The sequence below is a fragment of the Streptomyces sp. NPDC017993 genome (assembly GCF_044328065.1).
In the GTDB taxonomy this organism is placed as follows: domain Bacteria; phylum Actinomycetota; class Actinomycetes; order Streptomycetales; family Streptomycetaceae; genus Streptomyces.
In genome coordinates this window covers 12,186-36,652 of record NZ_JBIRGO010000021.1, presented here as the reverse complement: position 1 = coordinate 36,652, position 24,467 = coordinate 12,186, and the positions used below count along the sequence as shown (strand labels likewise).

Genomic DNA, 24,467 nt, shown 5'->3' with positions numbered 1-24,467 from the left:
TGCATCCGTATGACGTTACGTCGGTGCCCATGGCCCCGGCGATTTGTGGGGACGGAAAGCTGCGTCGAAGGAGGAGCATCCGAGGGGGCGCGGTCTCGAAAGGTGGGAGAGCGGTGTGAGCGGTGCGGCAGATGAGGCACGGGTGGGTTCGGCTCAGCAGGGGCGGCTGACCCTGATTGCTTGGTGGTGGCGGAGGGCATGGGGGTCGGAGGGGCACGAGCGGCACACGGCGCTGCTGATCGGGAAAAGCACTGTCGCTGCCACGCTTGCCTGGGTGCTCTCCTACAACGTCCTCAATGCCCAGTCGCCGGCGTTCGCGCCGTTCTCCGCGGTGCTGATCATGCAGGTGACGGTCTATCAGTCGCTGTTGCAGTCCACGCGTTACGTGGGGGCCGTGGCCGCAGGTGTGGCCGTGCAGGCCGCTCTCGGGTTCCTGGGTGGCCCTGACCTGCTGACCTTCGCTCTGGTGGCCCTGGTCGCGCTCACCATCGGGCGGTGGCCGGCCCTCGGCGCGCAGGGATCTCAGGTGGCCACCGCGGCGTTCTTCGCGTTCTCCACATATATCTCCGCCACCTCCAACGTCGACAAGATCACCCAGCTCGGACAGATCATCCTGCTGGTCCTCATCGGGTGCAGTGTCGGAGTCCTGGTGAACGTCACCATCTTCCCGCCCTTGCGGCTTCGCGGTGCCGAACACGGCATCCACTCCCTCGCTCACGCGCTGTGCGACCTGGTCAGCGACATGTATCCAGCACTGCGCGAAGGCGAACTCGACGAGGAACGCGCCGGGCACTGGCGGAAGCGGGCGGACCAGACCGGAGAACTGGTCACGCAGGCCCGGACGGGCCTGCGCACAGCCCAGGAAAGCATTCACTACAACCCGCGCCGCCTCCTGCGCCGCCACCGCGGCCGCACCAGTTTCGAGGGCTACGGCGCGGTGCTGGAGGCATTGGAGCGGACGCTGTATCAGATGGCTTCCCTCACACGCAGCCTGCATCAGTGGAGCAAGGACGAGCGCGAGGGGCGCCGGAACCACCGCTCTTTCCTGAGGTGCTATGCAGACTTCGTGGAGTCCATCTCCGAGATCACCGAGGTCCTCGCCGCCCTCGACGAGGACAAGCTGAACGAGCAGGCCCCGCAGCTGTGCCGGCTGGCGGACGAGGCACAGCAGTGCCGTCACCGCATGAGCGAACACGCCGAGCGGGACGGCCTGCCACTCGCCGATCCGGCCCGCCCGTACGGAGTCCTTGTCATCGAGGCCACCCGCCTCATGGAGGAATTCCAGTACACCTGCGACGTACTCCAACACCACGTCGATCAGTGAATCTCTCTGCGCAGGGCGAGAAACTCTCGAACTGCTGGTCCAGCGTTGCGGTGAACCGCTCGTCCCGGACAGCCAGCATGACCTCTTCGTCATGGTCGAGGGGTCGGCGGTTGGAGTTGGTTGAGCCGATCAGGGTGGCGACCCGGTCGACTGTGATGATCTTGGCGTGCATCATGGTCGGCCGGTACTCGTAGATCTTGATGCCGCAGCTGCCGGCTCTTCGTAGTGGTGCCGGCCGGCGAGCTGGGAGACACGCTTTTCGGTGTGCGGGCCCGGCAGCAGGATCTCCACTCCCACCCCGCGGCGCGGCCTTGTTCGCCGCGGCATGCGGGTACCCGCGACGTCCGTGATCAAGGGGAAGCGTCAATTCTTCGGTCACTACCGCTGGAGCACGCTGCTCGCTGGACGGGCGATCGCGTCCCCCTGCGATCGGGGATGCGTCAGCCCCCGAGTCCGCACTCCGGCCTCGGGGGCTGACATTCCCAAGCACCTCAGCAGTTCGGCTTCACCGGTGCCGGGAGGGCTCTCAGTGGCGGCCGTGCGCGCTGTCGGCAGCACCGCCGAAGAGGCGGGCGACGGCCTTGAAGGGCAGAGTGATGACGGTGGCGATGGCGCCGCCGATGGCCCTGAAGACGTCTGCGATTGCTGTGAGCATGGGCGGCCTCCTATGTGTCTGCCGGTGGTGCCGGCTGCGAGTTGCCGCTGAGCGGCCTTGCACTGGCGGGTGCCCGCTGGTCGGCCGCAAAAACGACAGGGCCCACCAGAAACTTAGGGAAAGACCACGCCGCTTTTTTGAGTGTGAGCGTCAGTGGTACTTGCCGTGTGCCTGCTGGGATTTGTTCTGCGGTCCGGCGGTGCCGGTGGCAAGCGGTTGCGGTGGTAGCGCCGCGTACCCGCCGGCGTCCGCTAGAGAACCTCTGGGTGCGGCAACGGAAATGTTGCCGCACCCAATTCTTCACTTCCACTGACGCTTCATCAGGCTGCTACGGGTGAGAAGACAAGGACGGGCCGGGGAGGCCGGCCGCGAACGGGAACCATTCAACCTCCTCCGGAGGGCCTCCCCGGCCCGTCCTGGATGATCTTCCCGACGCCGCACCGCACATTTCCCTGCCCCTACAGCGACGGCGACCGAGGAGAACGCCCCGCTGTCCCGCTCTCGCCGCTTCCCACTTCGGCGACATCACGCAGGTCGGCACGATCGGCCTGATACCTGATAAAGGCCATCGACCGCTACGCCCTCTCCCGCGAAGTCGAGTTCACCACCCGCGCGGACCTCGTCGGCGAACGCGACAGGATGGACCTCTTCGAGGACCTCCACGCACTCAAGCCCCTGCACCGCCTCGAAAGATGCACGTCTCCCGTCCTGCTCACCCGCCCCCTGACCCAGCTGCGCACCGCCATGCTCGCCGGCCCTCCTCGCGGTCAGCTTTCGCCGTGATCCCGGCCGCCGAGGGCCTGTCGCTGTGCGCCTACCTGGCGCGTTTGGCCGGGACCCTCTTACCCCGGGGGAGCGGGCCCGAGCGGGCTGAGAAGGCTGTCGCCACGTTGCCGAGGCCCTGGCGGGTATCGGTGGGCCGTATCTCGATGCGTCGCGCCGGCTGAGGTTTGAGGCGGGGCACCGCAGTGGAGGTGGAGGCATTGGTGTGCTGGCTGGCGGCCAGGGCGTGGCCGTGGGGGCTACGCGCGGGCCGGTACGCCTCCACGCGCCATCCGCAGGATTTCCTGGTCGTCAGTGAGCTGGTCGGTGGCCGCTACGAGCCCCGGCCGGTGCTCACCCAGCCGCAGCGCAGGGTCTGAGCTGCACTGACGGCCCAGCCCCGGGGAGAGGCGGCGTGCCTGCCCTGGGCTCCCTCGACGTTCCACCGCTTTGGTGTGCACCCAGACGCGCGGGGGAACGTCAGGTCCTCAGAACGGCGGTGCGCCCACTCCCGAGATTGGAAGGAAGCCATTTCCCAGGTCGGCCGAAGGCAAGAGGTCGAACCTGCCCACGTTTCCGTTGGTCAGTCGGATGAACCGCTCGCCCGCCTCATGGATGGGGATCAAATCGTCGTGCGGATCGGCCTGCAGAACGCCACCCCAGTGCTGTGCTTCCGCTGTCCCCTGGACACTCAGCACTGCCTCGGTGACCGTGACCACGACCCCGTCGACGAGGACCTCGGCCTCAGCTTTGTAGAACCCTGCCATGTCGCCAGTGTCCCCCCAAGCCGGCGTTCGGCGCCTGTTGGGACGGTCTCGCCAGGTGGCCCACAGGTGTGACCAGGGGTGTGCCACCTGTCGCGGGTGGTCTGCTGATCGCTCGGCGAAGATCAACAAGACCTCCAGGGCCTTAAGAACTCCCGGCCCTCGATACCCGGCCCCCCGGACACCCGGTCCCTGAGTGTCGGGGACCCCGTCCGACTCCCGAAAGCGGACGGGGTTGAGCCGTGCCAGGTAGGACTACGGGGCGGTCATGGACGGGTGTGGGCCCGAGCACCTGCTCGGGCCCACACCCACCCATTGGTCTGAGTCCCACCCATTGGTCTCAGCGCTGGTGGCTGCCGTAATAGCCGCCGATCTTCTCGTGATAGCCCGGGTCTCCTGTGTGCTTGCCCTTTTCGAATTCGGGGGCGTTTTTGATCTGTTCCTTGGTCCGGCTGACGTAGATCTTCTGTTCTACTGTGTCGATGCCACTGACAAGGCCGGCGGGCAGCAGGACGTGCTTGCCGAAGATCCATACACCGGTGTCGACCACGAGGTGCGAGGCGCCGACATCGTCGGAATGCTTGTCGACCTTGCCGATACTTCCGTCGGTCGCCTCGACCTTGTAGCCGATCAGGCTGCTGCCTGCGATGTGGCCGATCGTCGGCTGGTAGCCCCACATGTTCGCACTCACGAAATGGCTCCTTCGTCAACGGTTTAAAGGCCGGAACGGATAATCGCGGCCGAACTTCCATGCGTTGTCCGGGCTTCGGGTGCCCACCTTTCCCCGCCGCATTCATCAAACGGTGAGCCCACCAGATGAGCCCTGTGCCGCGAATACCCCCTCACTCCAGATGGCGCGCTCACCACCACAGGCCTTGAGTGCGAATCCCGCACCGAAAAGCACCCGCGCCAAAAAGCACCAGGGCAAGCGGAAGAGCGAGTAGCAGGGGAACGTGGTTATCAACCTCCGGAAAGCTGTGTGCCCTGAACTGCCGTCGCCATGCGTCCGAATCCCGCGAAGTCCCACTCTGTTTCCGGATGAGTGAGCTGCCCGGCCGGCCGACTGGGATTACCGGGATACGTGACCGGCCAACAGCAGGGCCAGGGCGGCAGTGCCCCCGGGAAGGGGCGGGCGCAGGGCTGGGCACACGACCTTAGGCTGGGGGCGTTCCGCCTCGTCGCACTCCCGGAGACCACCATGGACAACACGACACTGATACGGAAGGGGCCACCGTCGAGTGCGGTGATCGTCATGCCGGGCACGGTACGGGCCGTTCAGGTCAGCTCTCGTCCTAGATGTGCGGCAGCCCGTAGGCATGGTGGAGACCTCCGGGCGGCTGCACGTCTCTCAGGGTGCCGCCGGCTACCGGCTCGGCGCCGGCGCCAAGTTGCCGCCGCTGCTGCTCGATGGCAGTCGTCGTCGCAGACCTCCCGTACCTGAGCGGCACGGCTCGTGCGCCTTTCGCCAGGGCTTGCGCCGGGCCGGCCGTCCGAGGCGTGATCGTCAACGCGAGAGATGCTCCTGACCTGCACTGCATCGGGTCACACCCCTGCGCGGCGGTTCGGCACTGTGATCGTGCCCTTGCCGACGATTGTGGTGAAGCCTCCGACGCTGATGCCGACGAGGCGGCCTCCCTCTGTGCGAGCGCCTGCCTCGATCAGACTTGGACGCCCCATGCGGGACCCCTGCCGGATGCTGAGCGTGTGCTCGCCGTCGGGCAGGGCCGACCGTTGGGTCAGACTTCCGATCAGCCCGGCGCCAGCGGAGCCGGTAGCGGGGTCCTCGTCGACCCCGACAGCGGGAACGAACGCCCGTGCGTACAGGGTGCTGCCGCTGTGAAATTCTCCGGCAAAGACGTACAGGTGTGGCGACCAGCCGTCGGCGAGATCGGCTGCCCAGACGGCCTTGTCCAGGACGGCGCGGTCAACAGCGTCGGCGGACGCCAGACGCACGTAGCAGAACTGCAGTCCGGCCCCGCCGTACCAGCACTCCAGTAGGTCCTCCCCGGTCAGGGACAGCGCCTCGGCGATCGTCTGCAACGGGGGGCGGTGAGAGGGGGCCTCGAAGGGAGCCATCACGGCCATTCGGCTGAAGGTGCTGTGGACGTCCACGGTGACAGGACCTATGACCTCTACGAATGTCATTCTCCCTTCGTCCATCTGACGGCGTCCGTGCCCGCCGGCGGCGAGCACGGACGCGGTACCTATGGTCGGGTGGCCGGCGAATGGCAGTTCCATGTGTGGGGTGAAGATCCGCAGCCGGTGGGTGTCGGGGTCCGCGAGCGGGCAGACAAAGGCCGTCTCGGAGAAGTTGAACTCCTTGGCCAGGGCCTGCATGTCCGTTCCGGACAACCCCCGTGCATCCGGAAAGACCGCCAACTGGTTTCCGCCGAAGGGCTGTTCCGTGAAGACGTCGGCGAGGACGAACCCGTACTCCATGGTCAGTGGACGATAACGTCGACTTCGACGGCGGCGCCGAGCGGGAGCGCCGCGACGCCGATGGCCGTACGCGCCGGGTAAGGCGCGCTGAACATCTGCGCGTACACGGCGTTCACCGCGGCGAAGTCTGCCATGTCGGTCAGATAGACGCCCACGCGCACCACGTCGTCGAGCGTCTTTCCGGCGGCCTTGAGGACCGCGGACACGTTGCGAAAGACCTGCTCGGTCTGCGCTGACACGTCGCCGTCGATCAGTGCGCCCGTGGCCGGGTCCTGGGCCACCTGCCCGCTGACGAAGGTGAGATGGTCCGCGCGGACGGCGGCCGAGAACGGCCCCACCGGCTTCGCGATCTCCGCGGTGGTGATCTCTTCACGGGTCATTTCTGCTCCTGACTGAAGGTGTGGGTGTGGTCGCGGACCCGCCCGGCCCGCGCGGGTGCTGCGCTGCTCTGCTACTCGGTCTCGACGACGGGGTTGGTCAGCGTCCCGATGCCGGAGATCTCGATGCGGACGATGTCGCCGCCGGTCAGAAACCGGGGAGGGGAGAACCCCGCGCCGACGCCGGCCGGGGTCCCGGTCGCGATCACGTCGCCGGGCAGCAGCGTGGTGCCCGCCGAAATGGTCTCGACGAGGGTGGAAATGTCGAAGACGAGATCGCTGGTGTCGGCGTCCTGGCGCAGTTCCTCGTTGACCCAGCACCGCACGCGCAGCGCGGCGGCGTCGATCTCGTCGGCGGTGACGATCCACGGCCCCATCGGACAGGAGGAGTCGAGGGCTTTGCCGAGGAACCACTGGCTGTGCCGGGCCTGGAGGTCCCTGGCCGTGACGTCATTGACGATGGTGTAGCCGAAGATGTGCCGGTGGGCCTCTTCACGGCTGATGCCGCGGCCTCCCCGGCCGATGACGACGGCGAGTTCCGCCTCGTAGTCCAGCGCTTCGGTTACCTCGCGGGGCAGCCGGATTTCGGCTCCGTGGCCGGTCACGGTCTCCGGCGGTTTGGTGAAGACCACCGGCGCCTCGGGGACGGTGCCGGTGGCCGTCGCGTTGAAGCCGCTACGGTCGAACTCCTCGGCGTGCTCCCGATAGTTCTTGCCGACGCACATGATGTTGCGAGCAGGACGCGGCAGCGGAGCGAGGAGTTCCACCCCCGACAGCGGAATCGGGCTGCCCCCGACGACCGTCTCCGGATGGCCGCGCACCTGGTCGAACGCCTGGATGACGTCGAGCATCGTTGTGAGTGGACGCTCCGTGCCGACCCGTTCGAGAGGTCGGACGCTGCCGTTGGCGACGACCCCCACCCGCTGGCTGTTCCCGTGCCGGTAGGTGGCGAGCCTCATGGCGCCTCCTGCACCCGCCGCAGGTGCGGCGGCAGCTGATCGGCGAACTGCGCTTCCCCGTTGCCGAAGGAGAAGTTCTCCGTCGGCGCTTCCAGCAGGCTGATGAAGACATCTTCGGGTCGGACATCGAGCTCGCCCGAGAGAAGCTTGACGATGCTCCCGTACAGCGCGGTCTTGGCCTCGCGGCTGCGGCCCGCGGCGAGCGTTATCTGAATCATGATGATGCCGTCGGTCCGCTCGATCCCGAGGAAGGAGCGGTCGTACACGATCTCCCCGGGGTCGTGTTCGGTGACCACCTGGAAACGGTCCCCCTCTGGGATCGCGAGCGCCTCCATCATCGCGCGGTGCACACAGTCGCCCACCAAGCGGGCGACGTCTCCGCTTCTCCTGTTGAGTGAGATACGAACGAAGGGCATGGGTCCTCCAGGAGGTCAGTTGGCCATCAGCTGCTGGGTTTCCGTGAGCAGCTCGCGGAGCCTGCCGAGCAGGTCGTCGGTGGGTTCGCTCCCGAAGGCGTCCGCCACCCGCTGCTGGACCGCCTCCCAGTGCGGCCGCCCCTCGGCCAGCTTCGCCTCGCCCTTGGGTGAGATGTGTACGACGCGCTGCCGGCGGTCGGCGCCCGCCTCAATCATGACCAGCCCGTCTCGGGCCAAGGGCTGCAACTCGCGGGTGCAGGTGGTCCGTTCCATTGCCAGACGATCGGCGAGCTGGCTCACCATGAGGGGCCCATCGGCGGCCAGTCGGGAGAGGAACGCGTAGCTCGTGGGCCGCAGGCCCACCTCTGCCAAGGCTTGACTGTAGAGACGGTCGATCCAGCGCGTCGTCATGCGAAGCGTGGTGCACACGCAGTCCGTCGTGGCAGGTTCCATGCAGTGAGTGTATTTACACCTATTGAGTTAGCGCAAGACCGAGCCGCCTTGGCGGCGATGTGCCTGGAGATCTATCGTTCCGCATCCAGAACGTTCTGCACATGGACGCGCGATGGCGCGCGAGACGGCATGAAGGAGCCACATGGCGCCCCAGGAAAGGCACAAGGTGGACACCATGGCGCTCGCCACCCGCTGGGGGCGTGGCAAGCTCCGGCGCGCGACCCCGGAGCAGGTGTGCCAGGCAATCGGGCAAGCGATCGCTGGCGTGGCTTCCGTCGGCCATCCCCGGGCACTTCCCACCGTGGTCGACGAAGCCCTGACCGACTACGCCCAGGTATGGGCTGCTGCCGGAACTCCCCGCACGGTCTTCTCCACCACTGCCAGTGAACTTCTTCAGCTCACGGGTGGGCTCCTCCTCCCCGTCGGCCGATGACCAAGGATTGCGTGGGGCCGGGGATGAATCTGACTGGGCAAGTGGCACTCGTCACTGGGGGCTCGACCGGGCTGGGCCGAGCCATCGCGCTGGGCCTGGCGTTCGCAGGATGCACGGTGGTGGTGGCCAGCCGGCGGCCGGAGGTGTGCCGGCAGGCGGCGGCTGAGATCGCCGCCCGGACCGGCGCTACCACCATGGGTCTGGCCTGCGACGTAACCGATGAGGGCGCAGTTCACGAGGTCGTCCAGGACATCGTCACCCAGTACGGCCGTCTGGACGTGCTTGTGACCAGCGCCGGCATCCAGGCCCGAGGCGAGCTCGGGGCGCTCGACGCCACGACGTTGCGCCGCTGCCTGGACGTCAATGTCGTGGGGACCTTCCTCGCCTGCCAGGCTGCTGTTCCGGTGATGCGGAAGGCTGGGTACGGCCGCATCGTCACCTTGGCCAGTGCTCTCGGGCTTGTCGGTGGCGCAGGTCGGGCAGGCTACGCAGCCAGCAAGGGTGCGGTGGTCCAACTCGCCCGCAGCCTCGGTGTCGAGCTCGCGGGCACCGGCATCTGCGTCAACGCGCTGGCTCCGGGTCCCTTTCGCACGCCGCTGAATGATGGCGTCGACGACGACCCGCACGTGAGGGACTTCCTCGATCACCAGGTCCCTATGGGGCGTTGGGCCGAGCCCGACGAACTCGTCGGAGCTGCACTCCTGTTGGCAAGCCCAGCGGCTTCCTACCTCACGGGCGCCGTACTGGCGGTCGACGGAGGCTGGACCGCTCACTGACAACGTCGGTGCCAGGTGACGGCTTGCTGCACACTCCGACCGCTGGGCAGCGCTGACGAGTATGAGGGTGTGACCCGTCTGGAGGTCGGCCACTCGACGGACGTCGAAGGCGTCGGCCCGCAGCTGGGTGACCGTGGCGTCCACGCGGTGGGTGGATCAGGATGACCAAACAAAACTGCCTTGGTAGCCGTGCAGGTGCATCACGGTCTGCGTGGCGTCCGGGCCGCAGGAGATGAGGTAGTTCCAGCGGCCGCCCCATTGCTGGACCAGGAGATGGCCCTCGGTGCAGCCGCCGCTGCGGGGCACGATCGCTAGGGCGTCGGCCCGCTCGCAGACGTTCGCCGACGGGGCGCCGTCGTGGATGATCGCGCAGAACGGGTAGTCAGGCCGGGGGTGTTTGCGGGGCAGCGGCGGCCGGTCGATGTGGTGGTGGGTAGCCGCGACGCGCGCCTGCTTTCTGTGTCCGTCGTCCGATCGCGTCGGCAATGAAGGTTGCACTCCTCCGGACCAAGTGGTCGTGCAGATAGTCGGGTTGGCTACCTGCAGGAGCGCGCTCAATGGCAGTTGACTTGGAGTGCACTTCAAATGCTGCAATCTCCGAGTTGACTACCCGACACATACTTTGGGGCTGCACATGACTGACTCTCCTGTTGCACTAATCACCGGCGGCGGTAGCGGGATCGGGGCCGCGACGGCTCGGGAGCTGGTGAAGCAGGGGTACCGCGTGACGATCACCGGTCGGAGCGAGGATCGGCTCCGCCGATTCGCCACGGAGCTCGGCGAGCCGGACAGCTTGCTGGTGATCCCGGGCAGCGCGGCCGACCATGATGCCGTTCGGACGGCGGTCGCGACGACGGTGACGACGTTCGGCCGGCTGGACATCGTCGTTGCCAACGCGGGCTACGCAACCTTCGACGACTTGGCCGACGGTGACCCCACCCGCTGGGACGACATGGTGCTGACCAACGTCCTCGGCCCCGCGTTGCTCATCAATGCCGCGCTGCCCGCACTGCGCGAGAGCAAGGGCCGGATCGTGCTCGTCGGCAGCGTGGCCGGCCACGTCTACACGCCAGGCAACATCTACGGCGCAACGAAGTGGGCCGTAACCGGCATCGCGGAGAACACCAGGAGGATGGTGACTGCTGATGGCATCGGCGTCACCCTCGTCTCGCCGGGCGCGACGAAGACGAACTTCTTCGACGGTGCCCCCGGCGGGCTGCCCGACCGCGACCTTCTGTCGGCGGAGCAATTGGCTGAGACGATCGTCTGGGCCATTAGCCAGCCGAGTGGTGTCGACATCAACACGGTGATCGTCAGGCCGATTGGCCAGCCTGTGTAATCGCAATTCACGGTCGTCGGTTGGGGCGGTCGTCCCAGCGGTGTGTCGTCCGTGCCCGGGGGATGAGTTTGCCGACGGTGATGACGTGTCCGCGAGGTCGAAGAATGCGGCGATCACCCTGATTCGCCGTTCGTAGCAGCGGGTCAGGTCATCCCCGCCTCAGGCCTTCCCTGCACGGCGGCAACCGGCAGCTCAAACGGGCGAGGTTCCTCTCCGCCTTCGCCGCCCTGCACGATTCCGCTTCCAGCACCCACCACGGCCGCCGCCCGTCTACCGGGAGACCCACACCCAGGCACTTCTCCGCCTCGCCTGCCACCGCATCGGCGTGCTTTTCGCCATGTTCCGTGGCGGCACCTTCTACGAACACCAGGGCCCTCAGGTGACTGATGCCTGAGCCGGCCAACAGGCAGTTCGACTCATCCTCAGCATCGCGTGTCGCCTGCCCACGCCAGGATCTCCGCGGCGCCCCGATGGACCGCGGCTTCCGGATCCCGCGCGAGCTGCCCGCAGGCCACTGCGAGGTCCGGCACACTGTCCGGTCCCACGAGCGCGTCGTACACGCCGGTCTGCATCCAGTCGCCCTGGCTGTCGTTGGCCTCGGCGAGCGCGAATGCGATGAGCCTTATCGCGGCCACTGTCCCCACCCGGGCCAGGGCCTGTGCCGTCTGCCGAGTCACAGCTGTGTCCGCGACATCCAGCAGTAGACCCACAAGCGCTTCAGCAGCCTCGGGAACATCAGCGAAGGAAGCCAGATCACGCCCGGCACGAGCTCGGTGCGACCACAAAGGAGAAGAAGCCTCAGCCAGGGCCGTCTGCAACCCGCTCTTCGTCTTCGGCACAGCCAGACAGTCTCATGCCCTCCAGAGAACATCGAGCCCCAGCCGAAGCATCCTGCACGCTGGATGAAGAACCTTGAGGCCTCGGCGAGGCGTCGAGGTCGTTGCCGTACCTCTCGCGGCGGTCGCCCGTCGATGTCGAGGCGCCGGAGCACACAGGCCGGCCCCTCGTTCTGCCGATCCGTGCCCCTGCGCCCTGGTGTTCTTCAGGTGATCAGGGTGGCGATGCCTCCCGTGAGCAGGCCCACGACGATGATCAGTGGGCTGCCCTTGAGGGCGGCGCTGAGGTGGAATCGCAGGTCGCGGTACTCCGCCATGCCCTCGGTGCCGGGAAGCACCAGGAGGCGGGGACGCAGCCCGGCGAAGATGATCCAGTCGAGGACGACCAGGTCCCAGACGGTCAGCGTGGCGAAGATGAGGGCCGCGCAGAGGGCGGCGGGCAGGAATTCCAGGCCGCCGTCCAGCGCGCCGTCGAGGCCGATCATCGCCGCGATCATCAGGGGAAGGCCGCAGACGGCCCAGATGAACACGCCGAAGAGCACTGCCACCCGGCGGCCACGCGCGCTCTTGGGCTTGCCGTACCGGCGCTGGATCGCGGGCGGATAGTCGTTCAGCAGGAAGTCCGGGCTCATGGCTGCTCCGGCGAACACCGACGCGGTGAACAGCACGCTGAGCGTCAGCCCGTAGCCCAAGCCGTACCCGAGGACCGCCGACCACTGCATACCAACCTCCCGAAGTGTTCCCCAATCCTGCCTGCCACTGGCTGCTGAGTGGGCGTCTTTGACGCCGGCGCCGACGTGCGTGCATCGACGGTTGGACGTGACCAGGGTGCCGGGTTCAGCTGTCGTGCCCGGCGGTTCGGCGTTGCTTGGCGCGGTGGGCGAGCACATCGAGGATCCGTTGCCACGCCGGTGATGCCTCGGAGATCCGGGAAACGACCAGCTTCAGGAAGACCGGCTGGCTGCTGCCCCGTTCATGTTCGATCTCCCATGCGTCCAGGTCGTCGATGAGCCGGTCCAGACGCGGATCGTGCGGATCCCAGTCGACTGATTGATCACAGGCGAGATACAGGCGTGTCGTCTCGCCATCGTCGAAGCCGGCGTTCTTGTCCCGTATCCGCTGCGGCATGGCGTCCGGATCCAGCGCCTGCATCAGGATCCACGAGTCGCGCTCGAGTCGTACCCTCCGTTCGCTGACCCCGAGACCGCGCATCCGGTCCAGGATGGCGACCACCTCCGGGGGCAGGACAAGCCTTTCGCCGCCGGCCAGTTCAGTGATTCTGCGGCGGTATTCGGTGAGCTGGTCGATCCTGCGCAGCAATTCGGCGTCGATGTCGGTGATGGCCGAGGCGAATTCGGTCGGCTGTGCATGGAGCAGCGCGTCGATACGGGCAAGCGGGACACCGGCGTCGGCGAGGGTCCTGATCCGGATGAGATTCACCACCGCTTGCGCGCTGTAGCGGCGGTAGCCGGAGGCATCGCGCTCCGGCTCGGACAACAGGCCGACGTGGTGGTAGTGGCGAACGGCGCGCACGGTCACGCCGGCGGTCGCCGCGAGTTGGCTGATCGTGAGCACCGTTCGCCTCTGGTCTGGTGAAACGTGATGGTGTCGAGTCTATGGGCGAGCCGCCCGGTCGACGACGTCGCGGATCGCCTGGACCACGGCATCGGGCCGGTCGAAGCAGAGCCGGTGGTGGCTGGTGTCGGAGATGATGCGTTGTTCCCCGTGCGAGACCGCGCTCACCAGGGCCGCGTCCATTCTCGTCCTGCCGTCATTCATCTCCCGCAACGTCCGCTCCGACGTCAGCGCCCGCTGGGCGGGGTCGGTGCCCACCACGGTGAGAGCAACCACCGGGACGTCAGGAATGTCGGGCCCGGCCCGAAGTTCCGTGGCGAGTTCGGCCAACGTGCCGCGCTCGGCGATGCCGACGCGGATCCATTCATCACTCATCCGGGCATCGATCAGTGCCTGCCGCATGTGCTCCGGGTAGTCCGCGTACAACTCGGCAAACATCTCTCGCAGGGCCGGACGCGTCGCTTCCATCTGCTCCGGCTCAGGTGCCATTTGCTCGAGCGCGGCCAGACCCGCCGCCGGAGGCATGAAGTCGTCCCAGTCGCGGTGGAAGGCGTCCATCGCGACCAGACCTGCCACGTCCTGCGGGTACAGCTGCGCGAACCGATGCGCGTAGAAGCCGCCGAGGGAGTGTGGCACGAGAAGGTATGGGGCGGCGATGTTCTGGGCGCGCAGCAGCTCGCGCAGTTCCGTGGCGACCGCGGCGGCGGTGCGCGGCAGCGGGAGGGGATCGCTGTAGCCCGTGCCGCCGCGGTCGTACAGCACAGCGGTGGTGAACTGCGAGACCTCTTGCTGGACACCGAAATAGTCCAGGCCGACCGCGCTGGCGCCCGGCAGGAACACGACGGCCGGCCCGCCGCTGCCCAACCGATGCACGAAAACGCGGCGGCCATCGACCGTCTGGAACCCTCCGGCCGGAGGAGCGGGCCGAGTTGTGGAAGTGCTGTTGTTCGTCATGCGGCAACGCTCCAACCCTGACGCAGGGTCAGGGTTAAGCTCTGCCGCTGTCTTCCCCAGGGGTGGGGCCACGCAATTCCCCAAGTGGCCGCCTGGGAGCGGGGATCAGATGGTGCCTGCCTTGCCGCTGTGCTCGGTGGTGTCGGATATGGGCCCGGAGATACCGTCGAGGGTGTACTCGGACGCTGGTACTGCTGCTCTGTATGACGTGCTGAATCCGTGGGATCCCGAACGGTCGCCCGGCGATGGGTTTATGCCGCGTGGGTCATGGCCGCCGACTCGGGTCTGGATGTTGGGTGCGGGACCGGTGCGATGCTGCACTGGGCGCGTGAGCACGGTCATGCCGCGAGGCGGACGAAAGCCGCGCTGTGTTTGAACGATGCGCCGACAGCCCAGGATTCCCACGTCCCGTACGCATCACGCCCTCGAAAGGTCGCCCCATGCGTCGCATCATCGTCGTCGCCCTTTCGGCTCTTGCCTGCGCAGTCTTATCGGCGGGACCGGCTGCCGCTGCTCCACCACGGGCAGCAGGCTCGCAAAATCCGGTGATCTTCGTGCACGGCCGGAACGCCGGTCCCGGAGTGTGGGGCGGCCTGACCGCCTACTTCGAGCAGCACGGATATTCCAAGGACAGGCTCTTCGCCTGGAGCTACGACAGCTCGCAGTCCACGAACGAAGTGCTCGATGGCCGATTGGCTTCCTACGTTGAAGAGGTGCTGAGCAAGACCGGTGCCCAGCAAGTGGACCTCGTTGCCCACAGCCTGGGCAGCCTCCCGACACGCTGGTACGTCAAGTTCGGTGCTGGGCAACAGACGGTCGACCATTGGGTTTCCCTGGCCGGCCCGAACCACGGCACAGATGTTGCCTGGCTCTGCGCTGCGTTTGATCAGGGATGCAGGGATATGGCTCCAGGGTCCTACGTCATCTCAAAGCTCAACAGCGGTGCTGAGAGCCCAGGGCCCGTGCGCTACACCACGTTCTGGTCTGCGTGCGACGAACAGATCGTTCCCGCGCAGAGCACCCCGCTGTCCGGGGCCACCAACATCCAGACCACCTGCCTCAAGCACAACGACCTCCTGACGGACCCTGAGGTTGCGTCGCGGCTTGTTTGTGGCCCTGGCGAGCTGACGGTGGCACCCACGTAGAAACAAGGGCGCACGCTGTCGGACGGGCCTGTCATTCAGCCTGTCATTCGGCTTGGCGGGCAGGGCCTAGATGCAATGCATTGACCTGGAGCCTGTCCCATGTGTCGTGTGATGAAGCGCCGGTGGAGCGCTGGCTCAGTGGGTCCTCGCGCCCCGCTGAACGAGACGCTCGACCGGCATCATGCTCGGCACCGGATCGGCCGGCCTTCCCGCGCTGGAACGCTGATGGTCACAGGCTTCCAGCGCGGGGGAGTGGTCCGGGACCTCTGTGCGGACTGTGGTTCACGTGCCGGGCCGAGCGGGTTTGGCTGTCCGCGGTTGAGCGAGTCTTTCGCCACGATGTGGCGTTGGGTATGGACGTCTCAGAAGGCCAGGTGAGCGGCTCGGTCGCCCTCGGTCAGACCCTTCGGGCTGCTTGTCCGCGGGGCCGGGCCAAGAGCGAGTTCCGGGGACGCGGCGGCGTCACTCCGGAGTCAGGCCGAGGGTCCGTTTCGCCAGCTCGAACGCCGGGAGCATCGCCTTGTGTTCGTCTGCGTTGAGGCCGCCGAGATGGATGACCACGCCACCGTGCTTGGTCATCACGGCCAGTGCGCGCTCGGTCCTGATCTCGCCGGCGGAAAGGTCGGTGACGTTGTAGCTGGCCTCGGTGGCGGGCAGGCCATGGGCCTTGATCTCGCGGAACTTGATGTTGCTCTCGAAGCTCTCGGCGGTGACGAACTTCTTCATCAGGGCATGCGTTTTGCTTCCGGGAGCGGCGGCGCCTTTGGTGCCGGACCATACGATGAGGAAGCCCATGTGCCCGGCAGGGTTGGCGTCGAGCTCGCAGGCGGGTGTGAGCGGGCCCTGATGTCCGAGCGGGCCCATCTGGTCCACCGTCGCTTGCGTGATGGCCTCCGCCTTCCAGGATGTCGCGAGCTTGAAGTGCACCGGCAGTTCGCAGGCTGTGCCCTTGTCGCCGAGCTTCTTCTCGGCGACCTTCTTCTTCTCGTCCCCGCCCCAGCTGAACGAGCAGCCGCTGAGCATGCTCAGCGCGACCACCGCACCCACAATGGCCTCTGACACCTTGGGCATTCCGGAAATCCCCCACCATTGAGCACGTAGATTTGAAAAGTCGCCGCAGCTTATACGACAAATCGAGTCGCATCCGTCGACTTGGTCTTCCGGTCGCAGTCGAGGTTCTACCTGCTGGGGGCGCAAGGGGGTGAGGAGACCCGGCGTGCGATCGAGGCCGTGGATGAGCGCGGCCATCGCCGTGGTGCTGGAGTGGATAGCGGACCAGGTGGTGGTGATCCGGTTCGGCAGCGGCGATTTCCAGCGCCGCCGGCAGCCCCCGACAGTCTGGTCGCCGCGTGCTTTCGTCATCCATCGGACAGGTAATAGTCGGCGGACGGGGAGCTGAAACTAGCGAGAGGGGGGCCTGGCCTAGTTTCGATGACGCATCACGTGGAGTGCGTGGCGGTCCTTGAGAGGGCCGCAAAGGGCGCCTGACCTGCAGGTTTTGGTGGTGCACGTTATGCGGCACTGTGGGCGTTACGGGCGATTTCTTGACGCTGAAATGACGCTCTCCGCAGCATCTTGACGCTCGTTCTGATGGGGCGTCACCTCCGCTGATCGTGCAGGTCGCGAGGGGTGCAAGGCGGGGTTCCCGAGGTCTGTCTTTGTGGAATCTTGGCGAAGATCGGTCTGGTTCCGGCGTCGTTGATTGAGGCGACTGCCGGTCATGGTTGAACGGCTGGCAGCCGTTGAGTGGGTGCTCAGTAGGTGGGTCTGTTGGGGGCGCCAGTCGTGCATGAAAGGCCGGAGGTCTTCTGTGCGAGGCTCGTCGTAGCAAACGGTGAACCGCCAAGAGGGTTCAGGCGCTGCACGTGGCCCTCCATGGGGCCCTAACGCAGCTCGTTCCGGCCTGAGGTACCTGAGCGAAGCCATGCGGAGCGACTCGGGCGAAATCGGTCCGTGCCATGCTCGGCTGCTGCTGGGGCGGTGCTGCCTCAGTGGGCGAGGCCGGACGTTCCAGCAAATGAGGCGGGGGCCTGAGTCGACTCCCGAGAGAGTGGCCATGCCGGGTGCGGATCAGAGCTTGACGAAATCCACGAATTCGCCCCAGGCAAACTGCGGGAAGGCCAGGATTGCACCCGCCGGACGCTTGGAGTCCCGGACCTTGACCTCGACCGGGTCGCTATCGGCGACTTCGACGCAGTTGTCAGACTTGGTGTAGGTGCTGGTGTGCCAGTTCGGCGTTTCAGTCAAGATTTCCTCTTCGCTGTCGGTCGAAGTGATCGATGGAAGTCAGGATGAGGTCCCTGGCGGATTGGCCGTAGACGGCGGACTGCCGATGGAGAGAAAATGCCTTGCGGTACAGCTCGATTTCCCTCGGCTGCGTCACGGACATCTCTGCGGAGAGGACCTCCACCATGACGAGCTTGTTGTCAAACATCGAGAAGCCGTGCCCGAGCCAAAGGGCGAGGGGTGCGGATCGCGGCACGATGCCTAGGCTGAGCCGTGGTAGCGCCAACACGGACAGGAGCCGGTCCAGTTGCGCCCTCATGACCTCGGAGCCGCCGTGGTTTGAGTAGAGGGCCTGCTCGCCGAGGAGCACGTTGAAGACCCGGTTGCCCTCGTAGAGGTACTTCTGTCGTTCGAGGCGCTTGGCCACTGCCGCCTCCGTGTCAGGTGGGCTTTCGTGGAAGCCTGATACCTCGTCGAAGATGGCCTCGGCGTAGTCGGCTGTCTGAATGGTGCCCCAGATGACATTGGGCTCCCAGATCCTGAACACCTTGGTCTTCTGGTAGAGCGGTAGAGATCTTTTCTGCCGGTTTGCTGCCCCGTCCTGGAGTTGCCGGCGCCACTCCATCCACATCTCGTCGATGTGGCGAAGTGTGGCAACCAGGTCGGGGAGGTCGGCCTCGTGCCCTGTCGAGTGGCACCAGACGCGGATGTCCTCCTCGCTCGCGTTCTGCTTGCCGTTCTCGATACGAGAGACCTTGGATTCCTGCCAGCCTGCGGCAGCGGCGAAGGCCCGGCCGCTGCTGTACCCCGCGTCCTTGCGGAATCCACGCAGCCGGGCCCCCAACGCCTCGCGGCTCTCTTGTGCTTGGTCGCTCATGAAACGGTCAGGGCGTGTACTCGTCGTGCTGGATGGCCAAAGCCCAGAGCAGGTCTCGCACGCGCACGCATTCTTCGACCGTCTCGGGATCATCGATCACTTCGGATCCGAGGACCCTCCCAGTGTCGTCGAAGTGCCCCACGGCCAGGAGCCTGTCATCGAAGAGCCACCAGTCATTGCCCTCCACCGGGAAGGCTAGATCTTCGGGCAGCTTGTGGCGCGGTAGCCATCGGATGGACTCGCCGGCTTCTACGTTGACGTGGGCAGTGGCGTACTCCCAGTGAATGTAGGAGCTATGGGGCTCGGTGATGACCCGCACCCGGCGCACTGTCTTCCCAGAGTTGGTGGCGCGCTGCATGAGCTGTGTCCACGGCGCCATGAACGCGTTGTCGACTGTCCCGCGGAGCCAGCTCTCGTACGGGCCGTCTTCTGCCGGTACTGAGTAGTCGTCCCTCAGTTCCAGGTGGAAGGCGTCATGCCCGAAGCTTTCAAAGAGCTGGTTGCGCTCCGCGCTGGAGATCAGCTCCACGTGGTTCCTCCAGTAGGGCGGTGATCGCGGCCTTGGAGACCTCGACCACGCTCTCGTAGTCCGGAATTGACATCTGCGCCAATGCCTCGGGATCGGCCACCGCCCGGCCCTGGACAAGGTACGTCCCGCCGGGTGTGAGGACCATGAGGGGGTCTTCAAGGCGCTTGAACTCGCCGGGCGGGAGGCCGTCCTTCTCCAGGTGCTCGAACAGCTCGGTGGGTACCTCCACGGCCGTCTCGCCCTCGGGGAGGGTGAGCTGCAGCAGCAGATCGTTCGCGAAGATCTTCCACCCCTGGACGAGGTAGGTGTCTCGGTTGGTGGCGTAGAGGGTCGGGCAGTCGCCCGCTTGGGAGTTCTTACCAAGGAACCGTAGCTTCATGGCCGTTCTCCTGTCGTCCGCCTTGCGCGAAATTGCGCGACACACCGATGGTCGAGGAGCTGTTCGAGCCCGTCAAAGGACTTGCTGCAAACTCGCGCAATCTGCTTGGGGGTTGGCCGTCGGCCGCTCTACGTTCGTGTCGACCGAGCAGCCAAGGCAGCCGCGAACCATGCGGTACCGAGGGGAGATGGGTGGTGTCCACCGTGTCAGAAGAATCCGAGCCCCGGAGCGTTGAAGACCGGCCGATCGATGAGGAGCTGATCGGGGACAGCGTCGACACCGCCCTCCGCATGGCGCTGAGCACCTCGACGCGTGAGGACATCGATTGGTGGACCGCTGCCCTGATCGGGCACCTCAATCTGCTCCTCGGCGAGGAGTTGGGCGCGGACGACGACCCGAAGGTCAAGTCGTTGTTCTCCGAGGCATACAGGCTCCTGGATCTGAAACACCGCCCCACGAACGAGACACCGGTCTTCAGCGCCTTCAGCTACCTGCGTCAGACGGGCTTGCTGACGAGCCGATTCCTGACCGTCTACTCACAGAGGAGTGGGACGGGTGTCGGGTGATTTTGCGCCGGCAGCAAGTGGCTTACGTCCTGGCGCTCCTGGCCACCGTGTCGGCTCTGGCCATCGGCGTAGCCACGAAGGAGGGTCCCGTGTCCGCTCGGCTGGCGTCACAGTGTCTTCCAGGGCCTCGTGATGCTCGCTGCTTCGCCTGTGGGCATCGCGCTCTGGATCGTGAACCGATGATCTTCCGCCCCCGAGGTGACCTCCGTCGGCTCGCCCGTACGGCCTATGTCCTCGCGGGGCGGAATTCAGCTCCCACCCCGGCCGGCCAGTACCCCAAAGAAGGACAGTCCGGCCCGGGCTGGGTGCCAGTGCACGACGGCGCGGAGAACGACTCTCCGCACAACACATGCGCAAGGAGGAGTACCCCGTGCAGAACCTCTACATCCTTCCCGCCGTTGATGACGGCGCGTTCGAGAACTTCTGCGGTGGCAACCTCAACGGCGAGCACGAGTCGTGCATCGACGTGGCAGCCATCCCTGCCGCCGAGGGGGCGTTCGCGCTTCGCGACTCGAAGCCCGAGGGCGTCGGTCAGGAGTTGCGCGCCACCGCGAGCGAGGTGGACGACTTCGTCATCGGCTGGGCCAAGAAGCGTGGCCTGGCGCTCTAGGCTGACGCTTCCCCATCCAGGACAAATCGGGCCGCCCTGCTCCGGCGGGGCGGCCCCGCACTTCCAGAAGGGCACAGATGAGCTGGTCAGGGCACTGGCACGGGTACGGACCGTGGATCGGACCATCCGCGGTGTACGGCAAGGAGGGAGGACGCCGACCCCCACACCCCAACGGCCTACCCTCAGTGCTGGATCCCGAGGACAAGCGGCAACAGGCAGTCCTTGACCGGTACCGCGAGGCAGCCGCGGAGTTCCAGACGGGCAACGTGCCGCCCACAATGACCGGCTACTGGCTGATGAAGAAGAACCTAGTCGCGCCCGACCGCACATGGGCGGATATGGCTGTCGCATTGGCCTGGCTGACGAAGCAGTACGAGGCGAACACGCCCTTCGAACGTCCGAATGACCTCCAGGCGTACGGCGGTCTCGACACCAAGCTGGAGTACGCCACCGACGTGCTGGCCAGCGGTGTCGACGTGAGCTGGGTGTACTACACGCCGTCCAAGAGCCTGGTCTCGTTCTCCGTCGTGTGCTGCCCGAACCGCTTCCACCCGCAGATCCCTTGCCCGCTCCAGCCGTCGTAAGGAGACGACCATGTCGCTGCGTCTCTTACTGCCCGCAGAAGGCGTCACCGAACTGCTGGCCTCGTGGCCAGATGAGCCCCGCGTCTACGAGCGTGGCAAGCCGGCCCTCGACGAGACAGTCACTGCGGAGTCCATCCGTGGCTACCTCTTCACAGGGTGCGTACCGGCCAACGAGATCGCCGCCATCAAGGCTCCCAACCCCTCGCTGAGTCAGAACGCGTTCATGACGAACGGCCGGACAGACCGCGCGAAACTCGCCCGGCTCTACGAGCGTGGCTACACCATCCGCCTGGGCAACCTTCAGCGTGTCGTCCCGGCTCTGTCGCAGATCTCCGAAGCGATCCAGACGGAGACCGGCTACTCGAATTACGTCCATGCCTTCCTGACCCCACCTCACAATCAAGGGCTTCGGCACCACTGGGATCAGCAGATGGCCGTGATCGTCCAGATCGCCGGCACGAAGCGGTGGCAGCTCTGGCGGCCACCGGTCGCAGCACCCATGCGCGAGTACAACGAGAGCTTCCGCGTATGGCAGGACCACTTCATTCCCACATGGGAGGCGGCCGGGCCGGACGTCGAGGTCGACCTCAAGGCCGGCCAGTCACTCCTGCTCCCGCGGGGGTGGGTCCACAACCCTCACGTAGTCGACTCCAACGAGCACAGCATCCACCTTACCTTCGCGATCCGGGAACGCACGCAAATGTGGCTCGCCGAAAAGCTGCTCGCCGGCGCCATCGCGCACGAGGAGTTCCGGCGCATCGTCCTCCCCCGCCAGTTGAGCGGGGACGGCCTGCTGGCACAGCTCAGCGAAGCACGCGACGCACTGGTCCAGCACGTGGAAGGTCTCGACCTGTCCGAGGTCGCGCCGACCGTCATCAAGGACGCCTTGACGGAGTTGGAGTACATGACCTGAGTGGATGAAGGCTTGGCCGACGGCCCTCTCAGGACCCCATCTGACGCGCGGTGGGCGCAGCACGAATAACGCTACGCGTGCCAAGTGGCGAGAAATTCCAAGTCAGCAGGTCGTTCGCTTCTGGCCTCGTGACGACGTCCTCCCTCGCAAGTCACCCCCTGCGACCGCGCGACGTCGACGTAACCTGGGGATCAGATGCAGGCCGTACAGCAGCAGTACCGGGGGTGCCGGCGGACGGCTTACTGCTTCGAAGGGGGCTACGTGCCTGGGCGGCCCGGGCTTGTGCCGCCGGGTCCGGGGCATGGCGTGCGCCGAGCCGTTGGATGCGCCAGACGAGGGCCTCGGAGGCTGATTTCGCGTCGTCCAAGGGGCGTTGGTGGGCGGCCTGCCGGAGGAGTGTGGCCGGGTTGTGACCGGCGGCTTCGGCGGCGGCGAGGGTGGCGGTGAGTGTGGTCCAGGCGTCCTCGGTGAGGATCTGATCGGCGTAGACCGGAAGGACCTCGCGTAGGTGGCGGGCGTATTGGTGGACGGCACCGTCGGGTGCGCGGTATCGGGCGAGGACGGTCACGGTGGTCGGGGCGATCTGGTCGTAGGCGGCCTGAAGATGGATGAGGGTCTGGCGAGCTGCGGCGATCTGTCGGTCGTGATGGCGCATCGCGCTGTGTCGCTGGACGGTACGGACAACGAGCATGGCGGCGTCCAGGAGCATGGCCAGGCCGGTGCTGTCGGCGGGCTGGTAGCGCATGGACTTCAGAGCGCCGCGCAGGGCGCGGGCGTGTTGGTGGTCGGTGCGGGCGCGTGTGTGCGCGGCGTGCTCGAAGGCGGCGGCCCGCTGTAGTTCGGCCTGAGGGGCCTCGGTGCGTAGGCGGGCAGGGCATAGAGGACCTCACCGAGGGCGGTCAGATGGTCTTGGATGGTTGGTCCGTGCATGGTCCGGATTCTGCCTTGAGCCATGACGTCGCGGCTCCTTGCTGGGTCCGGCAGTCTCGCACCGGCACCCATACGGACCGGAAGGCACGGCAATCCACTACGTACGGTGGCGTTCAGGGAGGCTTGGGTGGTGCCTTCCATCGCGGTGAGGTACTCGGCTACACGGTGGTGCGTTGTTCTCTGGCGCGTGTGCGTTCCTCGCGTCGCCATCGTCGGTGGTTGGCCAGGGCGGAGGCGCATGTCGAGTCGGGATAGGGCCTGATTTCGCCCATCCCTCCGGATGCAGGAACTCGGGGGAGATGCGGACCAACTCCCTTTCTCAGGAGCCGAGTTGTGGGGCAGCGTGCGTGTGGGATGTGAAGAGTTCGGGCATGACTCTCGGGATTCCGTCACGGGAGCGGAAGGCTCGGAGGGCTCACTCGGCGCTTTCGAACAGGTCGGGCGCCGACCTATGTGATGGGAGACCGATCAATGATGATCACTCTGGTACGGAGCAGAGTGCGGATGGCCGCGCTCGCGCTGTCGGCCGTCGCGGCCCTTGCCCTCGGCGCGTCTGCCCCGACCGGCGCGGCAGCGGCCCCCGCACCCGCGAAACAGGGGCCGACCTCGGTGGCGTACGTCGAGGTGAACAACAACAGCATGCTGAATGTCGGCAAGTACACCCTCGCCAACGGCGGCGACAACGTCTTCGACGTCGCCGTGATCTTCGCGGCGAACATCAACTACGACGCGGGCGCGAAGGCGGCGCATCTGTACTTCAACGAGAACGTGCAGCGCGTCCTCGACAACGCCGCCACGGAGATACGGCCGTTGCAGCAGAAGGGCATCAAGGTCGTCCTCTCTGTGCTCGGCAACCACCAGGGCGCGGGCTTCGCCAACTTCCCTTCCCAGCAAGCGGCTTCGGCGTTCGCGAAGCAGATGTCGGACACCGTGACCAAGTACGGCCTTGACGGCATCGACTTCGACGACGAGTACGCCGAGTACGGAAACAACGGCACCGGCCAGCCCAACGACAGCTCGTTCGTGCACCTGGTGACGGCGCTGCGCGCGAACATGCCGGACAAGATCATCAGTCTCTACAACATCGGCCCGGCCGCGTCGCGACTCTCCTACGGCGGCGTCGACGTCTCGTCCAAGTTCGACTACGCCTGGAACCCGTACTACGGCACCTGGCAGGTCCCCGGCATCGCACTGCCCAAGTCGAAGCTGTCGCCGGCGGCCGTCGAGATCGGCCGGACCTCGCAGAGCACGGTCGCCGACCTCGCCCGCCGCACCGTCAGCGAGGGGTACGGCGTCTATCTGACGTACAACCTCGACGGCGCCGACCGCAGTGCCGATGTCTCCGCGTTCACCAGGGAGCTGTACGGCAGTGACGCCGTCTACACGCCGTAAGGCGACCGCATGCTCCAGTGCGCGGTGCTTCCTCGGGGCTTGCCGCATCCCGTAGGGCCGCGATCCGTGCAGGCCGTGCTCTCGACAACGATGTCGGGGGCACGGTGCGGGTTGACCATTCACCTTCGTGCGCCCCGCGGCGCGGCTGCTGTGCTGGGACTATGGGTGAGTGCTGTCCCGGGCCCGGGGCCTGACTCAGGAGAGCTGAGAATGCGCTGACCGGGGTGTCTTGCTCACACTGTGCCGACCGTTGG

31 protein-coding genes and 2 pseudogenes are annotated in these 24,467 nt (G+C 66.3%); 12 read left to right on the top strand and 21 right to left on the bottom strand.

From position 1 onward, the window contains the following. Nucleotides 1-115: 115 nt before the first annotated feature. Entirely contained in the window at nt 116-1,324 is a 1,209-nt protein-coding gene (locus ACH4FH_RS30875) for an aromatic acid exporter family protein (RefSeq protein WP_398559247.1), read from the top strand. Here the strand turns inward: ACH4FH_RS30875 and ACH4FH_RS30870 are convergent. Further along, a pseudogene (locus ACH4FH_RS30870) lies at nt 1,269-1,630 on the bottom strand (phospholipase D-like domain-containing protein); the annotation flags it as partial. The gene ACH4FH_RS30875 and the pseudogene ACH4FH_RS30870 sit on opposite strands and share 56 nt — an antisense overlap. A gap of 220 nt (nt 1,631-1,850) precedes the next feature. Then, nucleotides 1,851-1,979: an LPFR motif small protein gene (locus ACH4FH_RS30865; RefSeq protein WP_398559246.1), complete on the bottom strand. Its 129-nt coding sequence runs from the start codon at nt 1,977-1,979 to the stop codon at nt 1,851-1,853. A 968-nt stretch (nt 1,980-2,947) separates the two neighbouring features. Between ACH4FH_RS30865 and ACH4FH_RS30860 the strand changes: the two genes are divergently transcribed. Further along, nucleotides 2,948-3,121: a hypothetical protein gene (locus tag ACH4FH_RS30860; protein WP_398559245.1), complete on the top strand. Its 174-nt coding sequence runs from the start codon at nt 2,948-2,950 to the stop codon at nt 3,119-3,121. A gap of 108 nt (nt 3,122-3,229) precedes the next feature. Here the strand turns inward: ACH4FH_RS30860 and ACH4FH_RS30855 are convergent, their stop codons facing one another. The 7 genes from ACH4FH_RS30855 to ACH4FH_RS30825 form a co-directional block, all read right to left on the bottom strand. Further along, nucleotides 3,230-3,508, bottom strand: coding sequence for a hypothetical protein (locus ACH4FH_RS30855; RefSeq protein WP_398559244.1), 279 nt, complete (start codon nt 3,506-3,508; stop codon nt 3,230-3,232). Nucleotides 3,509-3,845: 337 nt separating this feature from the next. Beyond that, nucleotides 3,846-4,196: a PRC-barrel domain-containing protein gene (locus ACH4FH_RS30850; RefSeq protein ID WP_398559243.1), complete on the bottom strand. Its 351-nt coding sequence runs from the start codon at nt 4,194-4,196 to the stop codon at nt 3,846-3,848. Between the two features lie 851 nt (nt 4,197-5,047). Further along, nucleotides 5,048-5,944: a PhzF family phenazine biosynthesis protein gene (locus ACH4FH_RS30845; RefSeq protein WP_398559242.1), complete on the bottom strand. Its 897-nt coding sequence runs from the start codon at nt 5,942-5,944 to the stop codon at nt 5,048-5,050. Nucleotides 5,945-5,946: 2 nt separating this feature from the next. Further along, nucleotides 5,947-6,324: a Rid family detoxifying hydrolase gene (locus ACH4FH_RS30840; protein ID WP_398559241.1), complete on the bottom strand. Its 378-nt coding sequence runs from the start codon at nt 6,322-6,324 to the stop codon at nt 5,947-5,949. A gap of 71 nt (nt 6,325-6,395) precedes the next feature. Next, complete coding sequence (locus ACH4FH_RS30835) at nt 6,396-7,280, bottom strand: fumarylacetoacetate hydrolase family protein (protein ID WP_398559240.1); 885 nt, start codon at nt 7,278-7,280, stop codon at nt 6,396-6,398. Further along, nucleotides 7,277-7,630 carry a tautomerase family protein gene (locus ACH4FH_RS30830; protein ID WP_398559239.1) on the bottom strand — a complete coding sequence of 118 codons (354 nt, stop codon included), beginning with the start codon at nt 7,628-7,630 and terminating at the stop codon, nt 7,277-7,279. The genes ACH4FH_RS30835 and ACH4FH_RS30830 overlap by 4 nt, the downstream gene beginning before the upstream one ends. A gap of 81 nt (nt 7,631-7,711) precedes the next feature. Continuing rightward, nucleotides 7,712-8,149, bottom strand: a complete 438-nt coding sequence (locus ACH4FH_RS30825) for a MarR family winged helix-turn-helix transcriptional regulator (RefSeq protein ID WP_398559238.1) — start codon at nt 8,147-8,149, stop codon at nt 7,712-7,714. A gap of 142 nt (nt 8,150-8,291) precedes the next feature. On the opposite strand from ACH4FH_RS30825, the gene ACH4FH_RS30820 reads away from it, so the two are divergent. Further along, nucleotides 8,292-8,582 (top strand): YbaK/EbsC family protein, encoded by a 291-nt coding sequence (locus ACH4FH_RS30820; protein ID WP_398559237.1) that lies wholly within the window; start codon nt 8,292-8,294, stop codon nt 8,580-8,582. 41 nt (nt 8,583-8,623) lie between these two features. Continuing rightward, nucleotides 8,624-9,358: an SDR family NAD(P)-dependent oxidoreductase gene (locus ACH4FH_RS30815; protein ID WP_398559236.1), complete on the top strand. Its 735-nt coding sequence runs from the start codon at nt 8,624-8,626 to the stop codon at nt 9,356-9,358. Nucleotides 9,359-9,514: 156 nt separating this feature from the next. Here ACH4FH_RS30815 and ACH4FH_RS30810 read toward each other — a convergent pair whose 3' ends face one another. Beyond that, nucleotides 9,515-9,844: a hypothetical protein gene (locus ACH4FH_RS30810; protein ID WP_398559235.1), complete on the bottom strand. Its 330-nt coding sequence runs from the start codon at nt 9,842-9,844 to the stop codon at nt 9,515-9,517. Nucleotides 9,845-9,992: 148 nt separating this feature from the next. Between ACH4FH_RS30810 and ACH4FH_RS30805 the strand changes: the two genes are divergently transcribed. Next, a complete protein-coding gene (locus ACH4FH_RS30805; protein WP_398559234.1) occupies nt 9,993-10,697 on the top strand; it encodes an SDR family oxidoreductase in 705 nt (234 codons plus the stop codon). Nucleotides 10,698-10,873: 176 nt separating this feature from the next. Continuing rightward, nucleotides 10,874-11,091 (top strand): annotated as a pseudogene (locus ACH4FH_RS30800) (IS110 family transposase); the annotation flags it as partial. A gap of 28 nt (nt 11,092-11,119) precedes the next feature. Here the strand turns inward: ACH4FH_RS30800 and ACH4FH_RS30795 are convergent. The 4 genes from ACH4FH_RS30795 to ACH4FH_RS30780 form a co-directional block, all read right to left on the bottom strand. Continuing rightward, on the bottom strand, nt 11,120-11,536 hold the full coding sequence (locus ACH4FH_RS30795; RefSeq protein WP_398559233.1) for a hypothetical protein: 417 nt from the start codon (nt 11,534-11,536) through the stop codon (nt 11,120-11,122). 203 nt (nt 11,537-11,739) lie between these two features. Next, nucleotides 11,740-12,255, bottom strand: coding sequence for a hypothetical protein (locus ACH4FH_RS30790; RefSeq protein WP_398559232.1), 516 nt, complete (start codon nt 12,253-12,255; stop codon nt 11,740-11,742). A gap of 115 nt (nt 12,256-12,370) precedes the next feature. After that, entirely contained in the window at nt 12,371-13,108 is a 738-nt protein-coding gene (locus ACH4FH_RS30785; protein WP_398559231.1) for a MerR family transcriptional regulator, read from the bottom strand. Between the two features lie 39 nt (nt 13,109-13,147). Beyond that, entirely contained in the window at nt 13,148-14,062 is a 915-nt protein-coding gene (locus ACH4FH_RS30780) for an alpha/beta fold hydrolase (RefSeq protein ID WP_398559230.1), read from the bottom strand. A 440-nt stretch (nt 14,063-14,502) separates the two neighbouring features. Between ACH4FH_RS30780 and ACH4FH_RS30775 the strand changes: the two genes are divergently transcribed. Beyond that, the gene (locus ACH4FH_RS30775) at nt 14,503-15,207 is read left to right on the top strand and encodes an esterase/lipase family protein (RefSeq protein WP_398559229.1); all 705 of its coding nucleotides are present in this window, start codon (nt 14,503-14,505) and stop codon (nt 15,205-15,207) included. 462 nt (nt 15,208-15,669) lie between these two features. Here ACH4FH_RS30775 and ACH4FH_RS30770 read toward each other — a convergent pair whose 3' ends face one another. The 5 genes from ACH4FH_RS30770 to ACH4FH_RS30750 all read right to left on the bottom strand — a co-directional run bounded on the left by ACH4FH_RS30770 (nt 15,670) and on the right by ACH4FH_RS30750 (nt 19,218). Further along, a complete protein-coding gene (locus ACH4FH_RS30770) occupies nt 15,670-16,569 on the bottom strand; it encodes a lipoprotein (protein ID WP_398559228.1) in 900 nt (299 codons plus the stop codon). A 708-nt stretch (nt 16,570-17,277) separates the two neighbouring features. Next, the gene (locus ACH4FH_RS30765; RefSeq protein WP_398559227.1) at nt 17,278-17,454 is read right to left on the bottom strand and encodes a DUF397 domain-containing protein; all 177 of its coding nucleotides are present in this window, start codon (nt 17,452-17,454) and stop codon (nt 17,278-17,280) included. Continuing rightward, nucleotides 17,447-18,310 (bottom strand): helix-turn-helix domain-containing protein, encoded by an 864-nt coding sequence (locus ACH4FH_RS30760; RefSeq protein WP_398559226.1) that lies wholly within the window; start codon nt 18,308-18,310, stop codon nt 17,447-17,449. Before ACH4FH_RS30760 ends, ACH4FH_RS30765 begins: the two co-directional genes overlap by 8 nt. Before the next feature lie 7 nt (nt 18,311-18,317). Continuing rightward, nucleotides 18,318-18,839 carry a DUF6879 family protein gene (locus ACH4FH_RS30755; RefSeq protein ID WP_398559225.1) on the bottom strand — a complete coding sequence of 174 codons (522 nt, stop codon included), beginning with the start codon at nt 18,837-18,839 and terminating at the stop codon, nt 18,318-18,320. Further along, nucleotides 18,799-19,218 carry a hypothetical protein gene (locus ACH4FH_RS30750; protein ID WP_398559224.1) on the bottom strand — a complete coding sequence of 140 codons (420 nt, stop codon included), beginning with the start codon at nt 19,216-19,218 and terminating at the stop codon, nt 18,799-18,801. The genes ACH4FH_RS30755 and ACH4FH_RS30750 overlap by 41 nt, the downstream gene beginning before the upstream one ends. Nucleotides 19,219-19,421: 203 nt before the next feature. Here ACH4FH_RS30750 and ACH4FH_RS30745 point away from each other — a divergent pair, with 203 nt between their 5' ends. The 4 genes from ACH4FH_RS30745 (at nt 19,422) to ACH4FH_RS30730 (ending at nt 21,891) form a co-directional block, all read left to right on the top strand. Then, nucleotides 19,422-19,784: a hypothetical protein gene (locus ACH4FH_RS30745; RefSeq protein WP_398559223.1), complete on the top strand. Its 363-nt coding sequence runs from the start codon at nt 19,422-19,424 to the stop codon at nt 19,782-19,784. Nucleotides 19,785-20,133: 349 nt separating this feature from the next. Next, nucleotides 20,134-20,394, top strand: a complete 261-nt coding sequence (locus ACH4FH_RS30740) for a DUF397 domain-containing protein (RefSeq protein ID WP_398559222.1) — start codon at nt 20,134-20,136, stop codon at nt 20,392-20,394. Nucleotides 20,395-20,579: 185 nt separating this feature from the next. Next, nucleotides 20,580-20,978, top strand: coding sequence for a hypothetical protein (locus tag ACH4FH_RS30735; RefSeq protein ID WP_398559221.1), 399 nt, complete (start codon nt 20,580-20,582; stop codon nt 20,976-20,978). A gap of 10 nt (nt 20,979-20,988) precedes the next feature. Beyond that, nucleotides 20,989-21,891: a JmjC domain-containing protein gene (locus ACH4FH_RS30730; RefSeq protein WP_398559220.1), complete on the top strand. Its 903-nt coding sequence runs from the start codon at nt 20,989-20,991 to the stop codon at nt 21,889-21,891. Between the two features lie 151 nt (nt 21,892-22,042). On the opposite strand, the gene ACH4FH_RS30725 is transcribed toward ACH4FH_RS30730, so the two are convergent. Further along, on the bottom strand, nt 22,043-22,636 hold the full coding sequence (locus tag ACH4FH_RS30725; protein WP_398559219.1) for a hypothetical protein: 594 nt from the start codon (nt 22,634-22,636) through the stop codon (nt 22,043-22,045). Nucleotides 22,637-22,641: 5 nt separating this feature from the next. After that, the gene (locus ACH4FH_RS30720) at nt 22,642-22,821 is read right to left on the bottom strand and encodes a hypothetical protein (RefSeq protein ID WP_398559218.1); all 180 of its coding nucleotides are present in this window, start codon (nt 22,819-22,821) and stop codon (nt 22,642-22,644) included. A 474-nt stretch (nt 22,822-23,295) separates the two neighbouring features. On the opposite strand from ACH4FH_RS30720, the gene ACH4FH_RS30715 reads away from it, so the two are divergent. After that, nucleotides 23,296-24,213: an endo-beta-N-acetylglucosaminidase H gene (locus ACH4FH_RS30715; protein WP_398559336.1), complete on the top strand. Its 918-nt coding sequence runs from the start codon at nt 23,296-23,298 to the stop codon at nt 24,211-24,213. Nucleotides 24,214-24,467 lie beyond the last annotated feature (254 nt).